The organism is Kitasatospora sp. NPDC002522, from assembly GCF_053595195.1.
Window position 1 is genome coordinate 1 of record NZ_JBSFXE010000012.1, and the last position, 18,315, is coordinate 18,315.

21 protein-coding genes and 1 pseudogene are annotated in these 18,315 nt (G+C 73.2%); 13 read left to right on the plus strand and 9 right to left on the minus strand.

All coding sequences use genetic code 11. The annotated features are described in order from the left end of the window. Positions 1–223 precede the first annotated feature (223 nt). The 3 genes and pseudogenes from ACWD4U_RS12570 (at position 224) to ACWD4U_RS12580 (ending at position 2,825) form a co-directional block, all read left to right on the plus strand. Positions 224–808 carry a pyridoxamine 5'-phosphate oxidase family protein gene (locus ACWD4U_RS12570; RefSeq protein ID WP_363451754.1) on the plus strand — a complete coding sequence of 195 codons (585 nt, stop codon included), beginning with the start codon at positions 224–226 and terminating at the stop codon, positions 806–808. A gap of 135 nt (positions 809–943) precedes the next feature. Further along, positions 944–2,072, plus strand: a pseudogene (locus tag ACWD4U_RS12575) (dihydrofolate reductase family protein). A 96-nt stretch (positions 2,073–2,168) separates the two neighbouring features. Continuing rightward, positions 2,169–2,825: an HAD-IA family hydrolase gene (locus tag ACWD4U_RS12580; RefSeq protein ID WP_363451756.1), complete on the plus strand. Its 657-nt coding sequence runs from the start codon at positions 2,169–2,171 to the stop codon at positions 2,823–2,825. Positions 2,826–2,948: 123 nt separating this feature from the next. Here ACWD4U_RS12580 and ACWD4U_RS12585 read toward each other — a convergent pair whose 3' ends face one another. From ACWD4U_RS12585 to ACWD4U_RS12600, 4 genes are all read right to left on the minus strand, one after another. Then, complete coding sequence (locus ACWD4U_RS12585; protein ID WP_363451758.1) at positions 2,949–3,662, minus strand: alpha/beta hydrolase; 714 nt, start codon at positions 3,660–3,662, stop codon at positions 2,949–2,951. A gap of 61 nt (positions 3,663–3,723) precedes the next feature. After that, on the minus strand, positions 3,724–4,080 hold the full coding sequence (locus ACWD4U_RS12590; RefSeq protein WP_363451760.1) for a VOC family protein: 357 nt from the start codon (positions 4,078–4,080) through the stop codon (positions 3,724–3,726). Between the two features lie 53 nt (positions 4,081–4,133). Next, positions 4,134–5,450, minus strand: coding sequence for an MFS transporter (locus ACWD4U_RS12595; protein ID WP_363452083.1), 1,317 nt, complete (start codon positions 5,448–5,450; stop codon positions 4,134–4,136). Between the two features lie 38 nt (positions 5,451–5,488). Continuing rightward, complete coding sequence (locus ACWD4U_RS12600; RefSeq protein WP_363451762.1) at positions 5,489–6,082, minus strand: TetR/AcrR family transcriptional regulator; 594 nt, start codon at positions 6,080–6,082, stop codon at positions 5,489–5,491. A 63-nt stretch (positions 6,083–6,145) separates the two neighbouring features. Here ACWD4U_RS12600 and ACWD4U_RS12605 point away from each other — a divergent pair, with 63 nt between their 5' ends. The 3 genes from ACWD4U_RS12605 to ACWD4U_RS12615 all read left to right on the plus strand — a co-directional run bounded on the left by ACWD4U_RS12605 (position 6,146) and on the right by ACWD4U_RS12615 (position 7,334). Continuing rightward, complete coding sequence (locus ACWD4U_RS12605; RefSeq protein WP_363451764.1) at positions 6,146–6,715, plus strand: Uma2 family endonuclease; 570 nt, start codon at positions 6,146–6,148, stop codon at positions 6,713–6,715. Positions 6,716–6,808: 93 nt separating this feature from the next. Next, positions 6,809–7,078: a type II toxin-antitoxin system Phd/YefM family antitoxin gene (locus tag ACWD4U_RS12610; RefSeq protein WP_363451765.1), complete on the plus strand. Its 270-nt coding sequence runs from the start codon at positions 6,809–6,811 to the stop codon at positions 7,076–7,078. After that, a complete protein-coding gene (locus ACWD4U_RS12615; protein ID WP_363451766.1) occupies positions 7,071–7,334 on the plus strand; it encodes a type II toxin-antitoxin system RelE family toxin in 264 nt (87 codons plus the stop codon). Before ACWD4U_RS12610 ends, ACWD4U_RS12615 begins: the two co-directional genes overlap by 8 nt. 124 nt (positions 7,335–7,458) lie before the next feature. Here the strand turns inward: ACWD4U_RS12615 and ychF are convergent, their stop codons facing one another. Next, the gene (gene ychF, locus ACWD4U_RS12620; protein WP_363451768.1) at positions 7,459–8,532 is read right to left on the minus strand and encodes a redox-regulated ATPase YchF; all 1,074 of its coding nucleotides are present in this window, start codon (positions 8,530–8,532) and stop codon (positions 7,459–7,461) included. A gap of 374 nt (positions 8,533–8,906) precedes the next feature. On the opposite strand from ychF, the gene ACWD4U_RS12625 reads away from it, so the two are divergent. Then, positions 8,907–9,329 (plus strand): DUF6542 domain-containing protein, encoded by a 423-nt coding sequence (locus ACWD4U_RS12625; RefSeq protein WP_363451770.1) that lies wholly within the window; start codon positions 8,907–8,909, stop codon positions 9,327–9,329. A gap of 87 nt (positions 9,330–9,416) precedes the next feature. Here ACWD4U_RS12625 and ppgK read toward each other — a convergent pair whose 3' ends face one another. Then, positions 9,417–10,193, minus strand: a complete 777-nt coding sequence (gene ppgK / locus ACWD4U_RS12630) for a polyphosphate--glucose phosphotransferase (protein ID WP_363451773.1) — start codon at positions 10,191–10,193, stop codon at positions 9,417–9,419. A gap of 237 nt (positions 10,194–10,430) precedes the next feature. After that, positions 10,431–11,405: a 4-hydroxy-3-methylbut-2-enyl diphosphate reductase gene (locus tag ACWD4U_RS12635; protein ID WP_363451776.1), complete on the minus strand. Its 975-nt coding sequence runs from the start codon at positions 11,403–11,405 to the stop codon at positions 10,431–10,433. A 76-nt stretch (positions 11,406–11,481) separates the two neighbouring features. On the opposite strand from ACWD4U_RS12635, the gene ACWD4U_RS12640 reads away from it, so the two are divergent. The 4 genes from ACWD4U_RS12640 to ACWD4U_RS12655 all read left to right on the plus strand — a co-directional run bounded on the left by ACWD4U_RS12640 (position 11,482) and on the right by ACWD4U_RS12655 (position 16,191). Beyond that, positions 11,482–12,843, plus strand: a complete 1,362-nt coding sequence (locus ACWD4U_RS12640; protein ID WP_363451778.1) for an APC family permease — start codon at positions 11,482–11,484, stop codon at positions 12,841–12,843. Between the two features lie 49 nt (positions 12,844–12,892). After that, positions 12,893–14,056: an acyltransferase family protein gene (locus ACWD4U_RS12645; RefSeq protein ID WP_363451780.1), complete on the plus strand. Its 1,164-nt coding sequence runs from the start codon at positions 12,893–12,895 to the stop codon at positions 14,054–14,056. Positions 14,057–14,094: 38 nt separating this feature from the next. Beyond that, positions 14,095–15,312, plus strand: coding sequence for an exodeoxyribonuclease VII large subunit (xseA, locus tag ACWD4U_RS12650; RefSeq protein WP_363451782.1), 1,218 nt, complete (start codon positions 14,095–14,097; stop codon positions 15,310–15,312). Between the two features lie 177 nt (positions 15,313–15,489). Then, on the plus strand, positions 15,490–16,191 hold the full coding sequence (locus ACWD4U_RS12655; protein WP_363451784.1) for an RNA polymerase sigma factor: 702 nt from the start codon (positions 15,490–15,492) through the stop codon (positions 16,189–16,191). Here the strand turns inward: ACWD4U_RS12655 and ACWD4U_RS12660 are convergent. Beyond that, complete coding sequence (locus ACWD4U_RS12660) at positions 16,125–16,613, minus strand: GNAT family N-acetyltransferase (protein ID WP_363451786.1); 489 nt, start codon at positions 16,611–16,613, stop codon at positions 16,125–16,127. The genes ACWD4U_RS12655 and ACWD4U_RS12660 overlap by 67 nt on opposite strands. 82 nt (positions 16,614–16,695) lie before the next feature. On the opposite strand from ACWD4U_RS12660, the gene ACWD4U_RS12665 reads away from it, so the two are divergent. Continuing rightward, positions 16,696–16,932 carry an exodeoxyribonuclease VII small subunit gene (locus ACWD4U_RS12665; RefSeq protein WP_363451788.1) on the plus strand — a complete coding sequence of 79 codons (237 nt, stop codon included), beginning with the start codon at positions 16,696–16,698 and terminating at the stop codon, positions 16,930–16,932. A 128-nt stretch (positions 16,933–17,060) separates the two neighbouring features. Next, positions 17,061–17,654 (plus strand): malonic semialdehyde reductase, encoded by a 594-nt coding sequence (locus tag ACWD4U_RS12670; RefSeq protein ID WP_363451790.1) that lies wholly within the window; start codon positions 17,061–17,063, stop codon positions 17,652–17,654. A 68-nt stretch (positions 17,655–17,722) separates the two neighbouring features. Here ACWD4U_RS12670 and ACWD4U_RS12675 read toward each other — a convergent pair whose 3' ends face one another. Next, positions 17,723–18,247, minus strand: a complete 525-nt coding sequence (locus ACWD4U_RS12675) for a DUF4245 domain-containing protein (protein WP_363451792.1) — start codon at positions 18,245–18,247, stop codon at positions 17,723–17,725. Between the last annotated feature and the right edge of the window lie 68 nt (positions 18,248–18,315).

Consider the following 18,315-nt stretch of genomic DNA (forward strand, 5'->3'; position numbering starts at 1 on the left):
GTGTCGATGTGCTGTGGGCGATGCTGCGTGACAAGAGGCTGTTCACCTCCGCCCCGTCGGTCACGCAGACGGCTTGACACGATCATTGAGATTCCCTCCTCGTCGGGGGCGGCTCCACCAGGATAGGACGGAGGTCCACTCCTCGGACAATCTCGTCTCACATCACAAGACTGAGTCGTTATCAGCTCGCCCGCCGCACCGGTCCGGGAGCAGAATCGACGCCATGGGAAAGACTTACGAACGCATCGACGGCCGACTCCGCGCGTTCATCGAGCAGCAGCCCGTCTACTTCGTCGCCAGCGCCCCGCTCGCCGGCGACGGCCACGTCAACCTCTCCCCCAAGGGCCGCTCCGGCACCCTCGCGGTGATCGACGAACTCACCGTCGCCTACCTGGACTTCGGCGGCTCGCACGCCGAGACCATCGCCCACCTCCGGGAGAACGGGCGGATCACCCTGATGTGGTGCGCCTTCGACGGCCCGCCGACCGTGGTGCGGGTGCACGGCCGCGGCGAGCCGGTCTTCCGCGACGACGAGCGGTTCGCCGGGCTGCTCGGCCACTTCGACGACGCCGCCGACGGCTCGGCGCTGCGCGCGATCATCCTGGTCCGGGCGGAACGGGTCAGCGACTCCTGCGGGTTCGCCGTGCCGTTCATGGACTACCGCTCCGACCGCGAGCTGCACGAGCAGTACTTCGACCGCAAGACCGACGAGGAGTTCGGCGCCTACTGCGAGGGCAAGGACTACATCGCCACCAGCATCGACGGCCTGCCCGGCCTCCCGCTGCCGCTGCCGCCGCGCCCCGCGTGATCCACCCGCCACCGCCCGCGTGAGGCGTCCACCGCGCCCCGCCTGATCCGTCCACCACTCCCCGGCGTGATCCACCCGCCGCACGACCCGTCGTACGGTGGACCCCGCCCGTCCACCGACCCTGGAGTGCGCCCCGTGCCCCGCCCCCACGTCCTGCTGAGCGCGGCCGTCTCGATCGACGGCCACCTCGACGACGCCTCCCCCGACCGGCTGCTGCTCTCCAACCCGGAGGACTTCGACCGGGTCGACGCCCTGCGCGCCGCCAGCGACGCCATCCTGGTCGGCAGCGGCACCCTGCGCGCGGACAACCCCCGACTGCTGGTCAACTCCCCCGGCCGGCGCGCCGATCGGCTCGCCGCGGGCCTGCCCGAGTACCCGCTGAAGGTCACCCTGTCGGCCCGCGGTGGCCTCGCCCCCGAGCTGCGGTTCTGGCACACCGGCGGCGCCAAGCTCGCCTACACCACCGACGCCGCCGCCCCCGCGCTGCGCGCCGCGCTCGCCGGGGCCCCCGACACCGAGGTGGTCGGCCTCGGCACGGCGGTCCCGCTGGGCGCGGTGCTCGACGACCTCGGTGCGCGCGGGGTGCGCCGGCTGATGGTGGAGGGCGGCGGCAGCGTCCACACCCAGTTCCTCGCCGAGGGCCTGGCCGACGAACTCCAGCTCGCCGTCGCCCCGTTGCTGGTCGGCCAGCCCGACGCCCCGCGCTTCCTCGGCCCGGCCGCCTACCCCGGCGGCCCCACCCGCCGGATGCGCCTGCTGGAGGCCCGTACCGTGGGGGACGTCGTCCTGCTGCGGTACGCCCCGAAGGAGTCCCCCGATGACCACTGACCGCGACTGGCTCGTCCGCGCCATCGAACTCTCCAAGCGCTGCCCGCCCTCCGAGACCGCGTTCTCGGTCGGCGCGGTGATCGTCGGCGCGGACGGCGAAGTGCTCAGCGAGGGCTTCAGCCGCGAGGTCGACGCGGTCAACCACGCCGAGGAGGCCGCCCTCGGCAAGCTCGCCGCCGACGACCCGCGCCTGCGCACCGCGACCGTGTACAGCACCCTCGAGCCGTGCGGCCAGCGCGCCTCCCGTCCGCACCCGTGCGCCGAACTCCTGGTCGCGGCGGGCGTCGCCCGGGTGGTGATGGCCTGGCGCGAGCCCTCGCTGTTCGTCGCCGCCTGCCAGGGCACCGAGCTGCTCACCGCCGCGGGCATCGAGGTGGTCGAGCTGCCCGAGCTGGCCGAGGCGGCGCGGGCGGTCAACGCCCATCTGGTGGGCTGAGGCCTCCCTCACGGCGACGTTTGTATGATTGAGGAACAAACGCCGCCCCCGCCCGGGTGCGGAACCTCTTCCCGAGGCGTCTCCCGAGGAGTCCCGATGCCCGTCGTCACCCTGCCGGTCCGGGCCGTCCTGCTCGACATGGACGGCACGCTGGTCAACTCCGATGCGGTGGTCGAGCGCTGCTGGCGGCGCTGGGCCGACCGGGTCGGCCTGGACGGCGACGAGGTGATGCAGGTCGTCCACGGCCGCCAGGGCCACCTGACCATGGCCGTCCTGCTCCCCGACCGCCCGGTCGAGCAGAACCTCGCCGAGAACCGGCTGATGCTCGACGAGGAGACCGCCGACACCGACGGCGTCGTCGAAGTCCCCGGTGCCCGACGCCTCGTGGAGTCGCTGGCCGGCCTCCCCCACGCCCTGGTCACCTCCGCCGACGACGCCCTGGCCCGGGTCCGGATGGCCGCCGCCGGCGTCCCCCTCCCGCCGCTGCTGGTCACCGCGGAGCAGGTCGGCGCCAGCAAGCCCGACCCCGAGGGCTTCCTCAAGGCCGCCGCCGAACTCGGCGTCGTCCCCGCCGAGTGCCTGGTCCTGGAGGACTCCGAGGCCGGCATCGCCGCCGCCCGCGCCGCCGGCATGCCCGTCCTCGGCATCGGCCCCCGGGCCGCCGCCCACCACCCCGACCACCACGTCCCCGACCTCGCCGGCGTCACCGTCAGCCCCACGGAGGACGGCGGACTGATCGTCACGCTCGGCTGACGAGCGGGTGGCTGACGGGACGTCTGACTGACGGAACGTGCGACTGACGGGACGTTCGGTCAGGCGGGCGGCCGGGCGGGCGGTCGGGCGGCCGGGCGGTCGGCGGGACGCTCGGTTCCCGGTTCAGTCCGTGGCGCACAGCAGTGCGTCAGCCAGCGCCGCCCGCTCCCGCGGGTGCTCCGCCAGCCACGGGCCGAGGACGTGGTCGGCGCCCGGCAGGGTCAGCCGGGTGACGGTCGCGCGGGTGCGCAGTGCCGCGTCGACGGCCTCCGTCATCCCGGGCGGGACGACCTCGTCCCGCCCGGGCACGAACAGCACCGCCGATCCCGCGTAGTCGGCCAGCGACCCGAACAGCGTGCTGTCGCGCCAGCCCTCGGCATCCCGCAGCGCGCGGCCGAACCCGGGGTCGCCGAACGGCAGGCCCCAGGCCTCGCGCGGGAAGACCGCCGGGGCGCCGAGGCCGACCGCCCGCACCCGGCCGCCGAGGACGGGCAGCAGGTCGGCGACGGTCTGCGCGCTCATCGAGAACCCCACCGGCAGCACCGGGCCGTCCGGAGCGAAGCGCTCCAGCACGCCGAGCGCCTGGCGCAGCCCGCGTGCCAACGAGAACCGCTCGGCCCCGCCACTGCTGCCGCCGTGCCCGGAGAAGTCGAACGCCACCGCGCCGTACCCCACTCCGGCCAACTCCCGTGCCAGCGGCAGCCCCTGCGACCGGTCGGCACCCGCCCCGTGCATCACCAGCGCCGTCCCCGGCCGAACAGCCCCGACCGGCTCCAGCACCAGGCAGGCCAGCCGCTCGCCGTCCACCTCGTGGAACACCTCGACCTCGTCCATCATCGGCGGGTTCCCACCTTCTCCTCGTCTCCTCTCGTCTCCTCGTGCAGCATCCCGCGGCGGACTAGCGCGGGCGGGCGAGGCAGAACGGGTGTCCGTCCGGGTCCAGCAGCGTGACCCCGTGCTCGCCGCCCGCCCGGTGTTCCGGCCGCGTGGCGCCGGCCCTGAGCGCGGCCTCGACCGCCGGGTCCAGCTCCGCCACCGTGAAGTCCAGGCGGGCACGGGCCCCGTCCGCCGGCCACGGCGGCGGTTGGTAACCGCCCACCCGCTGGAAGCCGATCCGCACCGGACCGTCCCCGAGGAACACGTAGGCCTCGCTGCGGTACGTCACCTCCCAGCCCGTCAACTCCCGGTAGAACCCGGCCAACCGCTCCGGATCCGGGCAGTCCAGCACCACCGAACTCAGCACCCCGGCCGCCACCCGCACTCCTCCTCCGCTCCGTACCCGCTTCAGCCTGGCACGGCGTTCGCAGCTCAGGGCGCTACCGGTGCCCGTGCCGCGGGTCCGGTTCCCCGCTCCGTCCCCGCGGGCAGCAGCGCCGCGGGGGCCAGCCCGAGCGCGGCGAGCACCGCCAGGGCGGGGAGCGTGCCGTGCGGGCCGGCGCCCGCCGCGGTGGCGATGCCGAGCGTCGGGCCGACGTTCATCGCGGTCTGCTTCAACCCGCCCACCGCGCCCGCGTATCCGGGCGGCGCGTCACCGACCACGCTGCCCGTCGCCGTCACCATGACCGCCGCGAACCCGGCTCCCAGCAGCGCCGAGGCGAGGCCGGTCGCCGCCGTCGCACCACCCCCCTGCGCCGGTCCGGCCAGGCCGGCGATCCCGGCGACCAGCAGCAGCGTCCCCGCCAGCGCGGTGCGGCGCGGGCCGTGGCGGCGCAGCGCCCGTTCGGCGACGGGTGCGCCGAGCACCATCAGCGCGGTGAGCGGCAGCATCCGCAGCGCGGCGCCGACCGGGCCGATGCCCAGCGCGTCCTGCAGACGGAAGGTGGTGCTGAACAGGGTGCCGAACAGTCCGGCGGACGCCGTCAGCAGCAGCGCCAGCGCGGCGCTGACCGGCCGCGACCGCGCCACCGCCGCGGGCACCACGGAGTGCGCGGCGCGCCGCTCGTGCCCGATCAGCAGGGCCGCCAGTCCGGCCGCGAGGGCGAGTTCGCCCACCGTCGCGGCCGTCCGCCAGCCGCGTTCCGGGACCTGCGCGAGGGCGTGCACCAGGATGGCGAGGGTGGCGGCCAGCAGCGCCGCGCCGGCCAGGTCCAGCCGCTGCTCGTCCTGCTGCCCGGACGGCCGGGGCATCCGGAGCGCGGCGGCGAGTCCGGCGATCAGCACGGCGAGCGGCACGTTGATCCAGAACACCGCCCGCCAGCCGAAGTCCGCCACCAGCACCCCGCCGAGCAGCGGGCCCAGCCCGGCCGCCACGGCGATCGCCCCCGTGCGCACCGCGATCGCCCGCCCCAGGCGCTCGGGCGGGCAGCACAGCCGCAGCAACGCCAGCGTCCCCGGCTGCAGCAGCGCCCCGAACGCGCCCTGCCCGGCCCGGAGCGCGATCACCCACCCGATCGAGGGGGCCACCGCGATGCCCGCCGAGGCCGCGCCGAAGCCCAGCACCCCCGCGACCAGGGTGCGCCGGTGCCCATACCGGTCGCCGAGCCGGCCCGCCAGCACCAGCAGTGCGGCGACCGCCACCAGGTAGGCGGTGCTCGTCCACTGCAACTCGGCCGTGCCGGCCGTCAGTTCGCTCTTCATCCGGGGCTGGGCGAGCAGCAGCACGGTGCCGTCCAACGCCACCAGCATGGCCGCCGCCGCGCTCACCGGCAGCGCCAGCCGGGCGCTCACGCCGCGACCGGCCCGAGGTGCGCGTCCAGCACGGCGTCCAGCAACGCGTCCACCCGCGCCTGCTCCCCCAGCATCAGCTGCACGCTCCCCCACCCCCACAACTGCGCCAACCCGTGCAGGTTGGTCCACAGCGCGGCCGTCACCACTCCGGCCCGCGCCGGCTCCCCCAGGCACTCCCCCACCAGCCGCGCCATCTCGCCGAACAGCGGCCGCGTCGCCTCCCGCAACCTCGGCTGCCCCTCGGCCACCCCGTCCCCGTTCAGCAGGTCGTGACGGAACATCAACTCGAACATCCCGCGGCGCTCCCCCGCGAACGCGACGTACACCCGGGCGAACGCCGCCACCTTCTCCCGCGGCCCCGCCGCCCCCGCCACCGCAGCCTCGAACCGCCCCGCCAACTCCTCGAACCCCCGCCGCGCCACCGCCGACAACAACGCCTGATGCGTGGCGAAGTACCTCCGCGGGGCGCCGTGCGACACCCCCGCCCGCCGAGCGATCTCCCGCAACCCCACCGCCCCCGACCCCTCAGCCAGCACCAGCTCCACCCCGGCGTCGACCAACCGCTCCCGCAACGACCCCTGCTCATCCATAGACACTGTCTACCACCCCCTGTAGACACTGTCTACGCCGCCCTCGCGCGCTACTGTGCCCCGGTGACCGCGCTCCCCGCCTGGATGCACCCGCCACGCCCCGAGGGCTGGTACGCCGACGACCTCGACCACCTCCCAGAGGCTCCGCCCCACACCGAACTGATCGACGGCGCCTTGGTCTTCCGCCGGCCGCAGCAGTCCCGGCACAGCCACCTCGTCACCACGCTCACCTTCGCCCTGGCCCGGCAGGCGCCCGCCGGTATCGAGGTCGCCCGCGAGATGACCGTCCGCCTCGATTCCCGGAACCGCCCGGAGCCCGATCTCCTGGTGACCACCACGCCCTTCGAGCCTGATAGCACCTGGTACGACCCCCGACAGGTATCCCTCGTCGTCGAGGTGGTCTCCCCCGAGTCCGCCCACCGCGACCGCACCGTGAAGCTCCGCAAGTACGCCGAGGCGGGAATCCCGCACTACTGGATCATCGAGGACGAGTCGAACTCCCCCGTCGTCCACGTCTACGAACTCGACGCCCCCACCCGCAGCTACGCCCCCACCGGCATCTTCCGCGGGAGGCTGCAGCGCCCGGTGCCGTTCGACATCACCCTCGACCTGGACCAGCTCCTCGGCCGGTGACTCCGGTCCGGCACCCGCGACCGCGGCAAGGCGGGCCGCCCACCACTTCAGCTCCCGTTGTGTACACATGGGACACTCGGTACGCTTGAGCGCATGACGCAGCCACTGCCCATAGAGTCCATCCGCGACGTGCGTGCACACTTGGCGGAGGTCGTGGAGCGCGCCGACCGCGACGACGTACCCACGGTGATTACGCGCCGCGGTAAGGAGGTCGCCGCCGTCGTCTCCATCGAGGTGCTGCGCAAGTACCAGGAGTGGGAAGAGCGCGAGATCAACCGGATCATCGACGACCGCATGGCCAACCCGGCACCCGGCATCCCGATCGAGGACGTCATGAGGGAGACGCTGGCGCGCCGTGAGTGAGTACCGAACCATCTTCCGCCCCGAGGCGCAGGCCGAGCTCAGGAAGGTCCCTCGCGACATGGCGCTGCGCATCCTGGCCAAACTGACCGAGTTGGAAAGCGATCCACTCGGCTTCAACACCACCGCACTCGTGTCCCAGCCCGACCGCCGCCGTCTGCGCGTCGGCGACTACCGCGTCGTCTACACGATCGACAACGGGGAACTGGTGGTCTGGGTCGTTCACGTGGGACACCGGTCCACCGTCTACGAGACCTGAATGCCGCTGACTCGACGTCAGAAATGTCAGACACCATCACGTCAGAGGGGCCGGACTCAGCCGAGTCCGGCCCCTCTGACGTGCACGTTCGACTCGACGCCTGATGTGCAGTGCGCGCGCAGTCCTACACGTTGAAGCGGAACTCCACCACGTCGCCGTCCTGCATGACGTAGTCCTTGCCCTCGATGCGGGCCTTGCCCTTGGCGCGGGCCTCGGTGAGGGAGCCGGCTTCGACGAGGTCGTGGAAGGAGGTGACCTCGGCCTTGATGAAGCCCTTCTGGAAGTCGGTGTGGATGACTCCGGCGGCTTCGGGGGCGGTGGCGCCCTTCTTGATGGTCCAGGCGCGGGTTTCCTTGGGGCCTGCGGTGAGGTAGGTCTGCAGGCCGAGGGTGTTGAAGCCGACGCGGGCGAGGGTGGCGAGGCCGGGCTCGTCCTGGCCCATCGACTGGAGGAGTTCGAGGGCCTCGGCGTCGTCGAGTTCGATCAGCTCGGACTCGATCTTGGCGTTCAGGAAGATCGCCTCGGCGGGGGCGACCAGGGCGCGCTGGGCGTCCTTGAAGTCCTCGTCGGAGAGCTCGTCCTCGTCGACGTTGAAGACGTAGAGGAACGGCTTCGCGGTCATCAGGTGCAGGTCGCGGACCAGGGTGGTGTCGAAGCCGGCCTCGAAGAGGGTCTTGCCGGTCTCGAGGACCGCCTGGGCGGCCTCGGCGGCGGCCAGCACCGGCGCGGTGTCCTTCTTGAGCCGGGCTTCCTTCTGGAGCCGGGGCAGCGCCTTCTCGATGGTCTGCAGGTCGGCCAGGATCAGCTCGGTGTGGATGGTCTCGATGTCGTCCTTGGGCGAGACCTTGCCGTCGACGTGCACCACGTCGGGGTCGGTGAAGGCCCGGACGACCTGGCAGATCGCGTTGGCCTCACGGATGTTCGCGAGGAACTTGTTGCCCAGGCCCTCGCCCTCGCTGGCGCCGCGGACGATGCCGGCGATGTCGACGAAGTCGACCGTGGCGGGCAGGATGCGCTGCGAGCCGAAGATCTCGGCAAGCTTGGCCAGCCGGTCGTCCGGCACGCCGACCACGCCGACGTTCGGCTCGATGGTGGCGAACGGGTAGTTGGCCGCCAGCACGTCGTTCTTGGTCAGGGCGTTGAACAGGGTCGACTTGCCGACGTTCGGCAGGCCGACGATTCCGATCGTGAGCGACATGAAGGCTTTTGTCCCGTGGCTTGGAGGGCGTGGAGCCCGGCTGGTCTCCGTCGAGCGGCGCCGCGTGCGGGCCGATCCCCCAGTCTACGGGGCGCGCGGTGGCCCTCCGGAAGCGGTCGTCGAGCGCACGCGCACCACCCGGGGCGCGGCCCGGGCGGACACGGACAATTCCTCGGCGGCCATTACACAGGGTGTCGATGATCGGACCGTACGTTGGTCGGGTGGAGCAGAGCATCCGTACCCAGCCGCCAGGGCCGAGAAGGCGACCGCCGGGACGCGGCGCCGTCGAGGCCGCCGTACCGGGACAGCCGAAGCCCCCCGAGTCCCGGCTGCGGTCGGCCGGTCCGCGACGGGGCCCCCGCACCCTGCCGCAGGTGCGCCTGCGGCTGCCGCTGGCCCGCCGGAAGCCGGGCACCGGGCGGCCGGCCCGGCTGACCGCGGTCGGGACGGGGGTCGTCGCCACGGCGGGGACGCTCGCGGTGGCCGGCCTGGACCGACTGCTGTTCGGCGGGCTCGGAGTGCTGTTCGGGCTCGGCTATCTGGTGGTGTGCTTCCAGCTGGCCGTGCGGGTGCGGTACTCGGACCTGCCGGCCGCGCCGATCTGCGGCCCGATCGCCTTCGCGGCGGCGCTGGTGCTGTTCCAGCCGGTCACCGCGCACGGCGTCACCGGCCAGCTGGTGTCCCTGGCCGGCGGCCTGGCGCTACGGGCGGGCTGGCTGTTCACCGGCACCGGCCTGGCCGCCGCGATCGTGACGGCCCGTTACCTGGCGCAGCGCCACCACCGCCGGATCCGCTGAGCCCGAGCTGACACCGGTCCGGTACGCGGGAGCCGACGCCCGTCCGGCGAGCCCGAGCCGACGCCCGTCCCGCAGGCCGCGCGGCCGCTAGCGGCCCGCCACCACCGGCTCGCCGGACGGCAGGGCCCTGGCGCCCGCGGCCATCGCCGCGCCCACGATGCCCGCGTCGTTGCGCAGTTCGGCGGGGACGATCCGGGCCCGGCGGTCCTTCAGCAGCGGCAGGAACTTCTCGTGCTTGCGGCTGACCCCGCCGCCGACGATCACCAGCTGCGGGGAGAACAGCATCTCGACCAGGTCGAGGTACTCGTCGACCCGGCCGGCCCACTCGGGCCAGCTGAGGTCGTGGCGTTCCTTGGCCGCGGAGGAGGCGCGCCGTTCGGCGTCCTTGCCGCGCAGTTCGAGGTGGCCGAGTTCGGTGTTGGGGACGAGCACGCCGTCGGAGAACAGGGCGCTGCCGATGCCGGTGCCGAAGGTGAGCAGCAGGACGACGCCCCGCTGGTCGCGGCCCGCGCCGAAGGTGACCTCGGCGATGCCGGCCGCGTCGGCGTCGTTGACCACCGTGGCGGGCAGGCCGAGCGCCTCGCTGAACCGGGCGGCGGCGTCCAGGCCGATCCAGCCCTTGTCGACGTTGGCGGCGGTCATGGTCTGCCCGGCGACGACCACGCCGGGGAAGGTGAGTCCGACCGGCCCCTGGTGGTCGAAGTGCCGGACCACCTCGCAGACCGCCTCGATCACCGCGTCGGGCTCGGACGGGTGCGGGGTGAGCACCTTGTGCCGCTCGTGGGTGAGCTCGCCCTTGGCCAGGTCGACCGGGGCGCCCTTGATGCCCGAACCGCCGATGTCCACGCCGAAGACCGTCGTCATCGCTGTTGCCGCCTCCGTTGAGCCGGGGGCTCGTCGCCTCCGTGGCGCCGGGGGCGTCCGCTGCCCGCCGGCCTCCGCACCAACGTACGGGCGCGGGCCGACGGCCGCAGCCGTTATCGCAGGCCCGCCGTCCGCACGGGCGACGCCCGGACCCCCTCGGGAGGGGATCCGGGCGTCGTCGCCGACCTCGGGTCGAAGCGCGTGTGGGCGGCGTCGAACCGCGCGGGCGTCGTCGGGTCAGACCTTGCCGGCGGCCTCTGCGCGCAGGTCGCGGCGGAGTTCCTTGGGCAGCGAGAAGGTGAGGTGCTCCTCGGCGGTCTTGACGATCTGCACGTCGCCGAAGCCGCGCTCGGCGAGGTACGCGAGGACGCCCTCGACCAGGATCTCCGGCACCGAGGCGCCGCTGGTCAGGCCGACCGTCTCGACGCCGTCCAGCCAGGCCTCGTCGATCTCGTCGGCGAAGTCGACCAGGTGGGCCGCCTTGGCGCCGTACTCCAGGCCGACCTCGACCAGGCGGACCGAGTTGGAGGAGTTCTTGGAGCCGACCACGATCAGCAGGTCCGCCTCGGGGGCCAGCTTCTTGATCGCGACCTGGCGGTTCTGGGTGGCGTAGCAGATGTCGTCGCTGGGCGGCGAGACCAGCAGCGGGAAGCGCTTCTTCAGCTCGCCGACGGTCTCCATGGTCTCGTCGACCGACAGGGTGGTCTGCGAGAGCCAGACGACCTTGGACTCGTCGCGGACCTGCACGTTGGCGACGTCCTCGGCACCGTCCACCAGGTGGATCCGGTCCGGGGCCTCGCCCATGGTGCCGATGACCTCCTCGTGGCCCTCGTGGCCGACGAGCAGGATGTCGTAGTCCTCGTCGGCGAAGCGCACGGCCTCCTTGTGCACCTTGGTGACCAGCGGGCAGGTGGCGTCGATGGTGGCGAGCTTGCCGGCCTCGGCCTCGTCGTGGACCGAGGGGGCCACGCCGTGCGCGGAGAAGACCACGATCGAGCCCTCGGGCACCTCCTCCGTCTCGTCGACGAAGATCGCGCCCTGCTTCTCCAGGGTCTGCACGACGTACTTGTTGTGGACGATCTGCTTGCGGACGTAGATCGGCGCCCCGTACTGCTCCAGGGCCTTCTCCACGGCGATCACGGCGCGGTCGACGCCCGCGCAGTAGCCCCGGGGGGCGGCGAGCAGGACGCGGCGCTGAGTGCTGGTGGACATGGCTCCATCGTACGGGCGAGTCCGGCGGGCTCCCACGCGCGTCGCCACCCGGGGCCGAACGCGTCCCGGTGGTGGAATGGCGAGGGTGAGCGCACCCCCGGAGACGAGCACCCTGCGCCGCACCCTCGGGGTGCGCGACCTGATGGTCTACGGCCTGCTGTTCATCGCCCCGATGGCCCCGGTGGGCGTCTTCGGCGTGCTGGACGCCAAGAGCCACGGCGCGGTCGCCGCGGTGTACCTGGTGGCGACCGTGGCAATGGGCTTCACCGCCTACTCGTACGCGCTGATGGTGCGCGCCGTCCCGCAGACCGGTTCGGTCTTCGCCTACGCACGGGCCGGGCTGGGCGAGGGGCCGGGCTTCGTCGCGGGCTGGATGGCGATGCTCGACTACCTGCTGATCCCGGCGGTGGCGTACCTGTTCTCCGGCATCGCGCTCAACTCGCTGGTGCCGGGCGTGTCGCGCTGGGTGTGGACGGTGCTGGCGGTGCTGGTGACCACCGCGCTGAACCTGGTCGGGGTGCGGACGGCCGCGGCGGTCGGCTTCGCGGTGCTGGCGATGGAGATCGCGGTGCTGGCGGTCTTCGTGGTCGCCGCCACCGTGGAGCTGGCCCGGCACGGCGCCGCCCGCGACTGGTGGTCCCCGTTCGAGGGGGTCGGCGCCCAAGGAAACGGACACAGCTCGTTGACGGCGGTGCTGTCGGCGGTGTCGGTCGCGGTCCTGTCCTACCTGGGCTTCGACGCGATCGCCTCCTTCGTCGAGGAGGCGGTCGGCGCCTCGGCGGCGGTCGCGCGGGCCGTGCTGTGGTGCCTGGCGCTGGCCGGCCTGCTGTTCACGGTGCAGACGTACCTCGCCGCGGTGCTGGAGCCCATGACGCCGGCTCAGCTGGCCGCCGACCCGGCCGCCCAGGGCTCGGCCTTCTACGACACCGTCGAGGCGGGCGTCGGGCACTGGCTGCACGTGCTGATCGCGGCCAGCAAGGCGATCGGCGCCGCGTTCGCCGCGCTGGCGGGCCAGGCCGCGGCCGGCCGGCTGGTCTTCGCGATGGGCCGGGAGGGCCGCCTGCCCCGGATGCTCGGCACGGTCGACGCCCGGACCGCCGTCCCGCGGCGCGCCCTGCTGGCGGCCGCGACGGTGACGCTGGTGGCGGCGGTGTGGGCGGCCCGCCGCGACGACGGCCTCGACCAGCTCACCTCGGTGGTCAACGTCGGCGCCCTGACCGCCTTCGTCCTCCTGCACGCCTCGGTGATCGGCTGGTACGCCGTCCGCCACCACTCCCCCGACCGCACCCGCCACGTCCTCGTCCCCCTGCTCGGCATCGCCGTCCTCGTCGCCGTCCTGGTCGAGGCCTCCCACACCGCCCAGGTCGTCGGCGCGATCTGGCTGGCAGCCGGCCTGACGGTCCTGGGGGTGCAGGGTGCGACCCGCGGTCGCAATTGAGATCGAACGGATGTGCAGATTCCGTTTCACAGTCGCTAGCATGCGCGGAATGCGAACAACGCTCGTGCCCGAACGGACAGGCGCGGTCCTCCCCGCCGCCGCGCCGAAGATCTCCCGTCGGCCCCGCCTGGTCGCCCTGGACGGACTGCGGCTGGTGGCCGCCCTGCTGGTGGTGTTCCACCACTACGTGGGCTACGGCGGCGGGCCGGACGCCGCACACAACGCGTGGGGCCGCACGACTGCCCAGGTGTTCCCCACCGCGTCCCGGTTCGGCACCTACACCTGGACCGGCGTCGAGCTGTTCTTCCTGATCAGCGGCTTCGTGATCTGCATGAGCAGCTGGGGCCGCGGGCTCGGCGCGTTCTTCGTCTCCCGCGTGGTGCGGCTGTACCCGGCGTACTGGTTCGCGGTGCTGGCCACCACCGCCGTGCTGACCCTGTGGCCGGTGCTGCACCATCCCGCCCACGTGCGGGACGTGCTGCTGAACCTGACGATGCTGCACGAGCCGCTCGGCGTCGGCTCGGTGGACGCGGTGTACTGGACGCTCTGGGTGGAGATGCGCTTCTACCTGCTGTTCGCGCTGGTGGTCTGGAAGGGCCTGACCTACCGCCGGGTCGTGGCGTTCTGCCTGCTGTGGTCGGTGGCCTCGGTGTTCGCGGGGCGGCTGCCGTTCGCCGACTACGTGGTGATGCCGGAGTTCTCCTCGTACTTCGTGGCGGGCATCGCGATGTACCTGATGTACCGTCACGGGCCGACCCCGCTGCTGTGGGGCATCGTGCTGCTGTCGTGGCTGTTCTCGGTGAACCAGGTGGCCCGCTACAGCCTCGGCCTGAGCGACCAGCTGGGGCACCCGATGCGCGAGATGCCCGCGATCGCGCTGATGACGCTCGGGTACCTGGCGATGATCGCGCTCGCGCTGGGCAAGTTGTCCTGGCTGCGCGGCCGGTGGCTGACCATCGCCGGGGCGCTCACCTACCCGCTGTACCTGATGCACGAGGAGATCGGCTGGACGGCGATCCGGCTGCTGCACGGCCGGATCGCGCCGTGGCCGCTGGTCGGGCTGCTCACCGCCGGGATGCTGCTGGCCGCCTGGCTGGTGCACCGGCTGGTCGAACGGCCGCTGTCGCGGGCGCTGAAGCACCGGCTCACCGACGCGCTGGCGGCGACGCGCGAGCGGGCCGCCGGCGTGCCGGTGCCGGACGGGCCGCGCTGACGGGTCGTGGTGTCGCGGGGCGGCGCTAGCCTGCTGGTATGGCCAATCCGAGCACTCCTGAAGCCCCGCTGCCGGTGGGGAAGGTTTCGGCGCTGATCGGCGGGTGGGTCGATCGGCTGGGCGAGGTGTGGGTCGAGGGGCAGATCGCGCAGCTGAGCCGGCGGCCGGGGGCGGGGATGGTGTTCCTGACGCTGCGGGACCCGGACCGGGACGTGTCGCTGACGGTGACCTGCTTCCGTTCGGTGTTCGAGCAGGTGGCGGAGGCCGTGCAGGAGGGCTCGCGGGTGATCGTGCACGCGAAGCCGGAGTGGTACACGGCGCGCGGCACGCTGTCGCTGCGGGCGAGCGAGATCCGGCTCGTCGGGCTCGGTGAACTGCTGGCCCGGCTGGAGCAGTTGAAGCGCAAGCTGGTCGCCGAAGGCCTGTTCGAGGAGGCCCGGAAGAAGCCGCTGCCGTTCCTGCCGGGCTGCGTGGGCCTGGTGACCGGCCGCGGTTCGGCGGCGGAGCGGGACGTGCTGGAGAACGCCCGGCGGCGCTGGCCCGCGGTGCGCTTCGAGGTGCGGAACGTGCTGGTGCAGGGGCCGCAGGCGGCGCGGCAGGTGTGCGCGGCGGTGCGCGAGCTGGACGCCCTGCCGGAGGTCGAGGTGATCGTGGTGGCCCGCGGCGGCGGCAGCGTGGAGGACCTGTTGCCGTTCTCCGACGAGGAGTTGATCCGTACGGTGGCCGCGGCCGCCACCCCGGTGGTGAGCGCGATCGGCCACGAGCCGGACCAGCCGCTGCTGGACTTCGTGGCGGACCTGCGGGCGTCCACCCCGACCGACGCGGCGAAGCGGGTGGTGCCGGACGTCGGCGAGGAGCTGGCCCGGGTGCGGCAGTTGCGGGACCGGGCGCGCCGCTACGTGCAGCACCGGGTGGACCGGGAGCTGGCGGGGCTGGCCTCGGTGCGCAGCCGTCCGGCGCTGGCCGCGCCGGCCCGGGCGGTGGAGGCGCGCGGCGAGGAGGTGGCGGCGCTGGCGGAGCGGGCCCGGCGGGTGCTGGGGCACCGCCTGGACCATGCGCAGACCGATCTCGGGCACGCGCTGGCCCGGGTGGTGGCGCTGTCGCCGCTGGCCACGCTGGAGCGCGGGTACGCGGTGCTGCAGCGGCCGGACGGCGCGGTGGTGACGGACCCGGGGCAGGTCGCGGACGGCGAGCGGCTGCACGCCCGGGTGGCCGGCGGCGCCTTCGACGTGCGGGTGGGGGAAATGCCTGACTGACTGTCAGGAATTCCCCGGCGGTTCGGAACCCGGCTCGCGGGAATCCCAACGAGCCCCCTCGGCTCCACCTCTTTCGCGGCATTCGCGGGTGATTCCCGCGAACTGCTTGCACCGCCTTGTACCGAGTCGTAGCGTGACGGCCCTTCCCTTTTTCCGGAGCCCTCCCGGAGGTTCGGCATGGACCCCTCCCCATCCGACAGACCGGTGGTGACGCCCGCGCTGATCGAGGCCGCGAAGTCCGGTGACCCCGATGCCTGGTCGGAGCTGTACCGCCGCTATCACGGCGCGGTGCTCGCGTTCCTGCTCCGCCGGACCGCCAATCGGCCACTGGCCGAGGATCTCGCCCAGGACACTTTTGTCAGGGCAATGGCGGGAATTCGAGGCTATCGGTGGACCGGCAAGGATCTCGGCGCGTGGATGTTCACCATCGCCCGCAATGTGCTGCTCGACCACGAGAAGCGCCGCTCGACCCGGCGGGAGTCCGCGGTGGCGGCGGTCGCCGACCGCGACTCGGGGGTGCGGGTCGAGGAGTCGGTGATAGCCGCCGCCGAGGCGGCCCGGGTCTGCGCGGCGCTGCAGGTGCTGAACGAGCGTCAGCGGGTGGTGGTGACCCTGAAGTACTGGGAGGACCTCAGCTCGCACGAGATCGCCGACCGGATCGGGCTGCGGGTCGGCGCGGTGAAGACCCTCACCTACCGGGCCCGGCTGAACCTTCGCCGTTCGCTGGCCGAGGACGTCCGGGCGGCCGCCCGGATCACGGTGGGCCCGCGGCGGCCGGGCGGCGCGCCGGCGGGCGGCCAGTCGGCGGGCGGTCAGTCGGCGAGCAGCCGCTGGCGGGACAGCGCGGTGGAGTGCTCGTGGAAGCCGAGGCTGCGGTAGAGCGCCTCGCCGCCCTCGGTGGCGTGCAGGTCGATCCGGGTGACCCGCTGTTCGTCGAACCAGGCCAGCAGCGCCGCGGTGCAGGCCCGGGCGTGGCCGCGGCCGCGGCGGGCCGGGTCGGTGCAGATGTTGAAGACGAAGCCGAACCGCCCGTCCGGGTGGCCGGGGGCGGGCAGCCGCTCCTCCAGGGTGCCGACCGCGCAGCTGGCCAGGGCGCCGGGGCGGTCCGGGTCGTCGACCACGAAGGCCTGCAACCGTCGCAGCGGCTCGGCGAGTTGACGGGTCAGCAGCCGCAGTGCGGTGTCCTGCCAGGGGCCGGGGCGGGCCTCGCCCTGCATCGACTCGAACATCAGGGTGCGCAGCCGGACCAGTTCCGCGGCGTCCTCCGGCCGGGCCGGGCGGGGCGTGTTCGGGGTGCTCATGTCCGGCAGCGTAGGCGGGGGCGCAAACGGTTTTGCCGGGCCACGAGGGGTTTTGTCGGCCGCAGCGCCTAACCTGGGCGGCATGGCAGAACAGCAGGGCGGCGGAGCGGCTCCGGAGCAGGCGCTCGGGTACGAGCAGGCGCGGGACGAGCTGCTGGAGGTGGTCCGGCGGCTGGAGAACGGCGGGACGTCGCTGGAGGAGTCGCTGGCGCTGTGGGAGCGCGGCGAGCAGCTGGCGAAGGTCTGCCAGCGCTGGCTGGACGGCGCCCGGGCCCGGCTGGACGCGGCGCTGGCGGCGGAGGAGTCCGCCGGGGAGTGACGCCCGGGGCGGTGTGAGACACGTCACGATCGCCCCGAGGAATTGTTTAACGTTCACCGAAGTTGGAAGGCACCGTGCGGCACTCCGCCCGCACCGAGAACCCCGCCCCCAGCTTGAGGTAGGACATCATGACCCTGGCACTCGACGCCGCCGCCCAGGACCTGCTGTTCCGCGAGGCCCGGACCGCCAACACCTTCACGGACGAGCCGGTCAGCGACGAGCAGGTCCAGGCGATCTACGACCTGGTGAAGTTCGGCCCGACCGCGTTCAACCAGCAGCCGCTGCGCGTGGTCCTGGTCCGCTCCACGGAGGCCCGCGAGCGCCTCGTGCAGCACCTGGCCGACGGCAACAAGGCGAAGACCCTGACCGCCCCGCTGGTGGCGATCCTGGCCGCGGACAACGAGTTCCACGAGGAACTGCCGGAGCAGCTGCCGCACTTCCCGCAGGCCAAGGACATGTTCTTCTCCGAGCGCCCGGTGCGCGAGGCCTCCGCCACCCTGAACGGCGCCCTGCAGGCCGCCTACTTCATCATCGGCGTGCGCGCGGCCGGCCTGGCCGCCGGCCCGATGACCGGCTACGACGCCCAGGGCCTGAACAAGGAGTTCTTCGGCGACGGCGAGCACTCGGTGCTGGCCGTGGTGAACATCGGCAAGCCGGGCGAGGAGGCGTGGTTCCCGCGCAGCCCGCGCCTGTCCTACGAGCAGGTCGTCACCACCGTCTGATCCGGTGCGTGCGACGCGAAGGGCCCCCGCCGCGGCGGCGGCCCTTCGTGCGTCTCCCGGCGCCGACGCTACTTCAGCGACTGGGCGAGCTGCGCGAGTTCCTCGTACGAGGCGGTGCCGGTGAGCACCGTGGTGGCGCTGCCGCTGGGGCGGGTGAGCGCCCGGTAGCGGTCGCCCTGGACGCGCTGCCACTCCTGGCCGGCGACGCTGGAGCTGCCGTCCGGCCTGCCGCCGGGGACGTTCTCCGCCACCACGGCGTCCGCGCTGCCGTCGCTCTGCTCGATCGCCGCGTACTGGCCGGTCGGGGTGTTGAAGCCGAGGTGCCAGACGTTGTGGCCCTGCTTGTCCTTGGCGTAGCTGACCGAAGTGGCCCGCCAGCCGTCCGGCAAGCCCTCCGGGCCGAGCAGCGGGTACGGGGCGGCGCGCTTCGCCGAGGCCAGCTCGACCCGGTACGAGACGGGGTGCACCCCGTCCTTGCTCTCGGCGCTCGGGATGCTGAAGTACCCGATCGCCACCACGACGCCGATCGCCGCCATGGACAGGACCATGTCCCGCACCGTCTGACGGCCCCTGTTGCTGCTGTTGCCTGCCACCCGCACATGGTAGGCGTCGCTTATGCCCGACCCGTGCACCGGCCGCCGCCCCCGGGGTCCTGTCGCGG

Bases quoted from the DNA above. Each gene is read 5' to 3' on its own strand.
- ychF (WP_363451768.1), bottom strand. From the start codon at position 8,532: ATGTCGCTCACGATCGGAATCGTCGGCCTGCCGAACGTCGGCAAGTCG.
- ACWD4U_RS12610 (WP_363451765.1), top strand. From the start codon at position 6,809: ATGACGCAGCCACTGCCCATAGAGTCCATCCGCGACGTGCGTGCACAC.
- ACWD4U_RS12580 (WP_363451756.1), top strand. From the start codon at position 2,169: ATGCCCGTCGTCACCCTGCCGGTCCGGGCCGTCCTGCTCGACATGGAC.
- ACWD4U_RS12585 (WP_363451758.1), bottom strand. From the start codon at position 3,662: ATGATGGACGAGGTCGAGGTGTTCCACGAGGTGGACGGCGAGCGGCTG.
- ACWD4U_RS12570 (WP_363451754.1), top strand. From the start codon at position 224: ATGGGAAAGACTTACGAACGCATCGACGGCCGACTCCGCGCGTTCATC.
- ACWD4U_RS12655 (WP_363451784.1), top strand. From the start codon at position 15,490: ATGGACCCCTCCCCATCCGACAGACCGGTGGTGACGCCCGCGCTGATC.
- ACWD4U_RS12665 (WP_363451788.1), top strand. From the start codon at position 16,696: ATGGCAGAACAGCAGGGCGGCGGAGCGGCTCCGGAGCAGGCGCTCGGG.
- ACWD4U_RS12660 (WP_363451786.1), bottom strand. From the start codon at position 16,613: ATGAGCACCCCGAACACGCCCCGCCCGGCCCGGCCGGAGGACGCCGCG.
- ACWD4U_RS12670 (WP_363451790.1), top strand. From the start codon at position 17,061: ATGACCCTGGCACTCGACGCCGCCGCCCAGGACCTGCTGTTCCGCGAG.
- ACWD4U_RS12640 (WP_363451778.1), top strand. From the start codon at position 11,482: ATGGCGAGGGTGAGCGCACCCCCGGAGACGAGCACCCTGCGCCGCACC.
- ACWD4U_RS12600 (WP_363451762.1), bottom strand. From the start codon at position 6,082: ATGGATGAGCAGGGGTCGTTGCGGGAGCGGTTGGTCGACGCCGGGGTG.
- ppgK (WP_363451773.1), bottom strand. From the start codon at position 10,193: ATGACGACGGTCTTCGGCGTGGACATCGGCGGTTCGGGCATCAAGGGC.
- xseA (WP_363451782.1), top strand. From the start codon at position 14,095: ATGGCCAATCCGAGCACTCCTGAAGCCCCGCTGCCGGTGGGGAAGGTT.
- ACWD4U_RS12645 (WP_363451780.1), top strand. From the start codon at position 12,893: ATGCGAACAACGCTCGTGCCCGAACGGACAGGCGCGGTCCTCCCCGCC.
- ACWD4U_RS12635 (WP_363451776.1), bottom strand. From the start codon at position 11,405: ATGTCCACCAGCACTCAGCGCCGCGTCCTGCTCGCCGCCCCCCGGGGC.
- ACWD4U_RS12595 (WP_363452083.1), bottom strand. From the start codon at position 5,450: ATGCTGGTGGCGTTGGACGGCACCGTGCTGCTGCTCGCCCAGCCCCGG.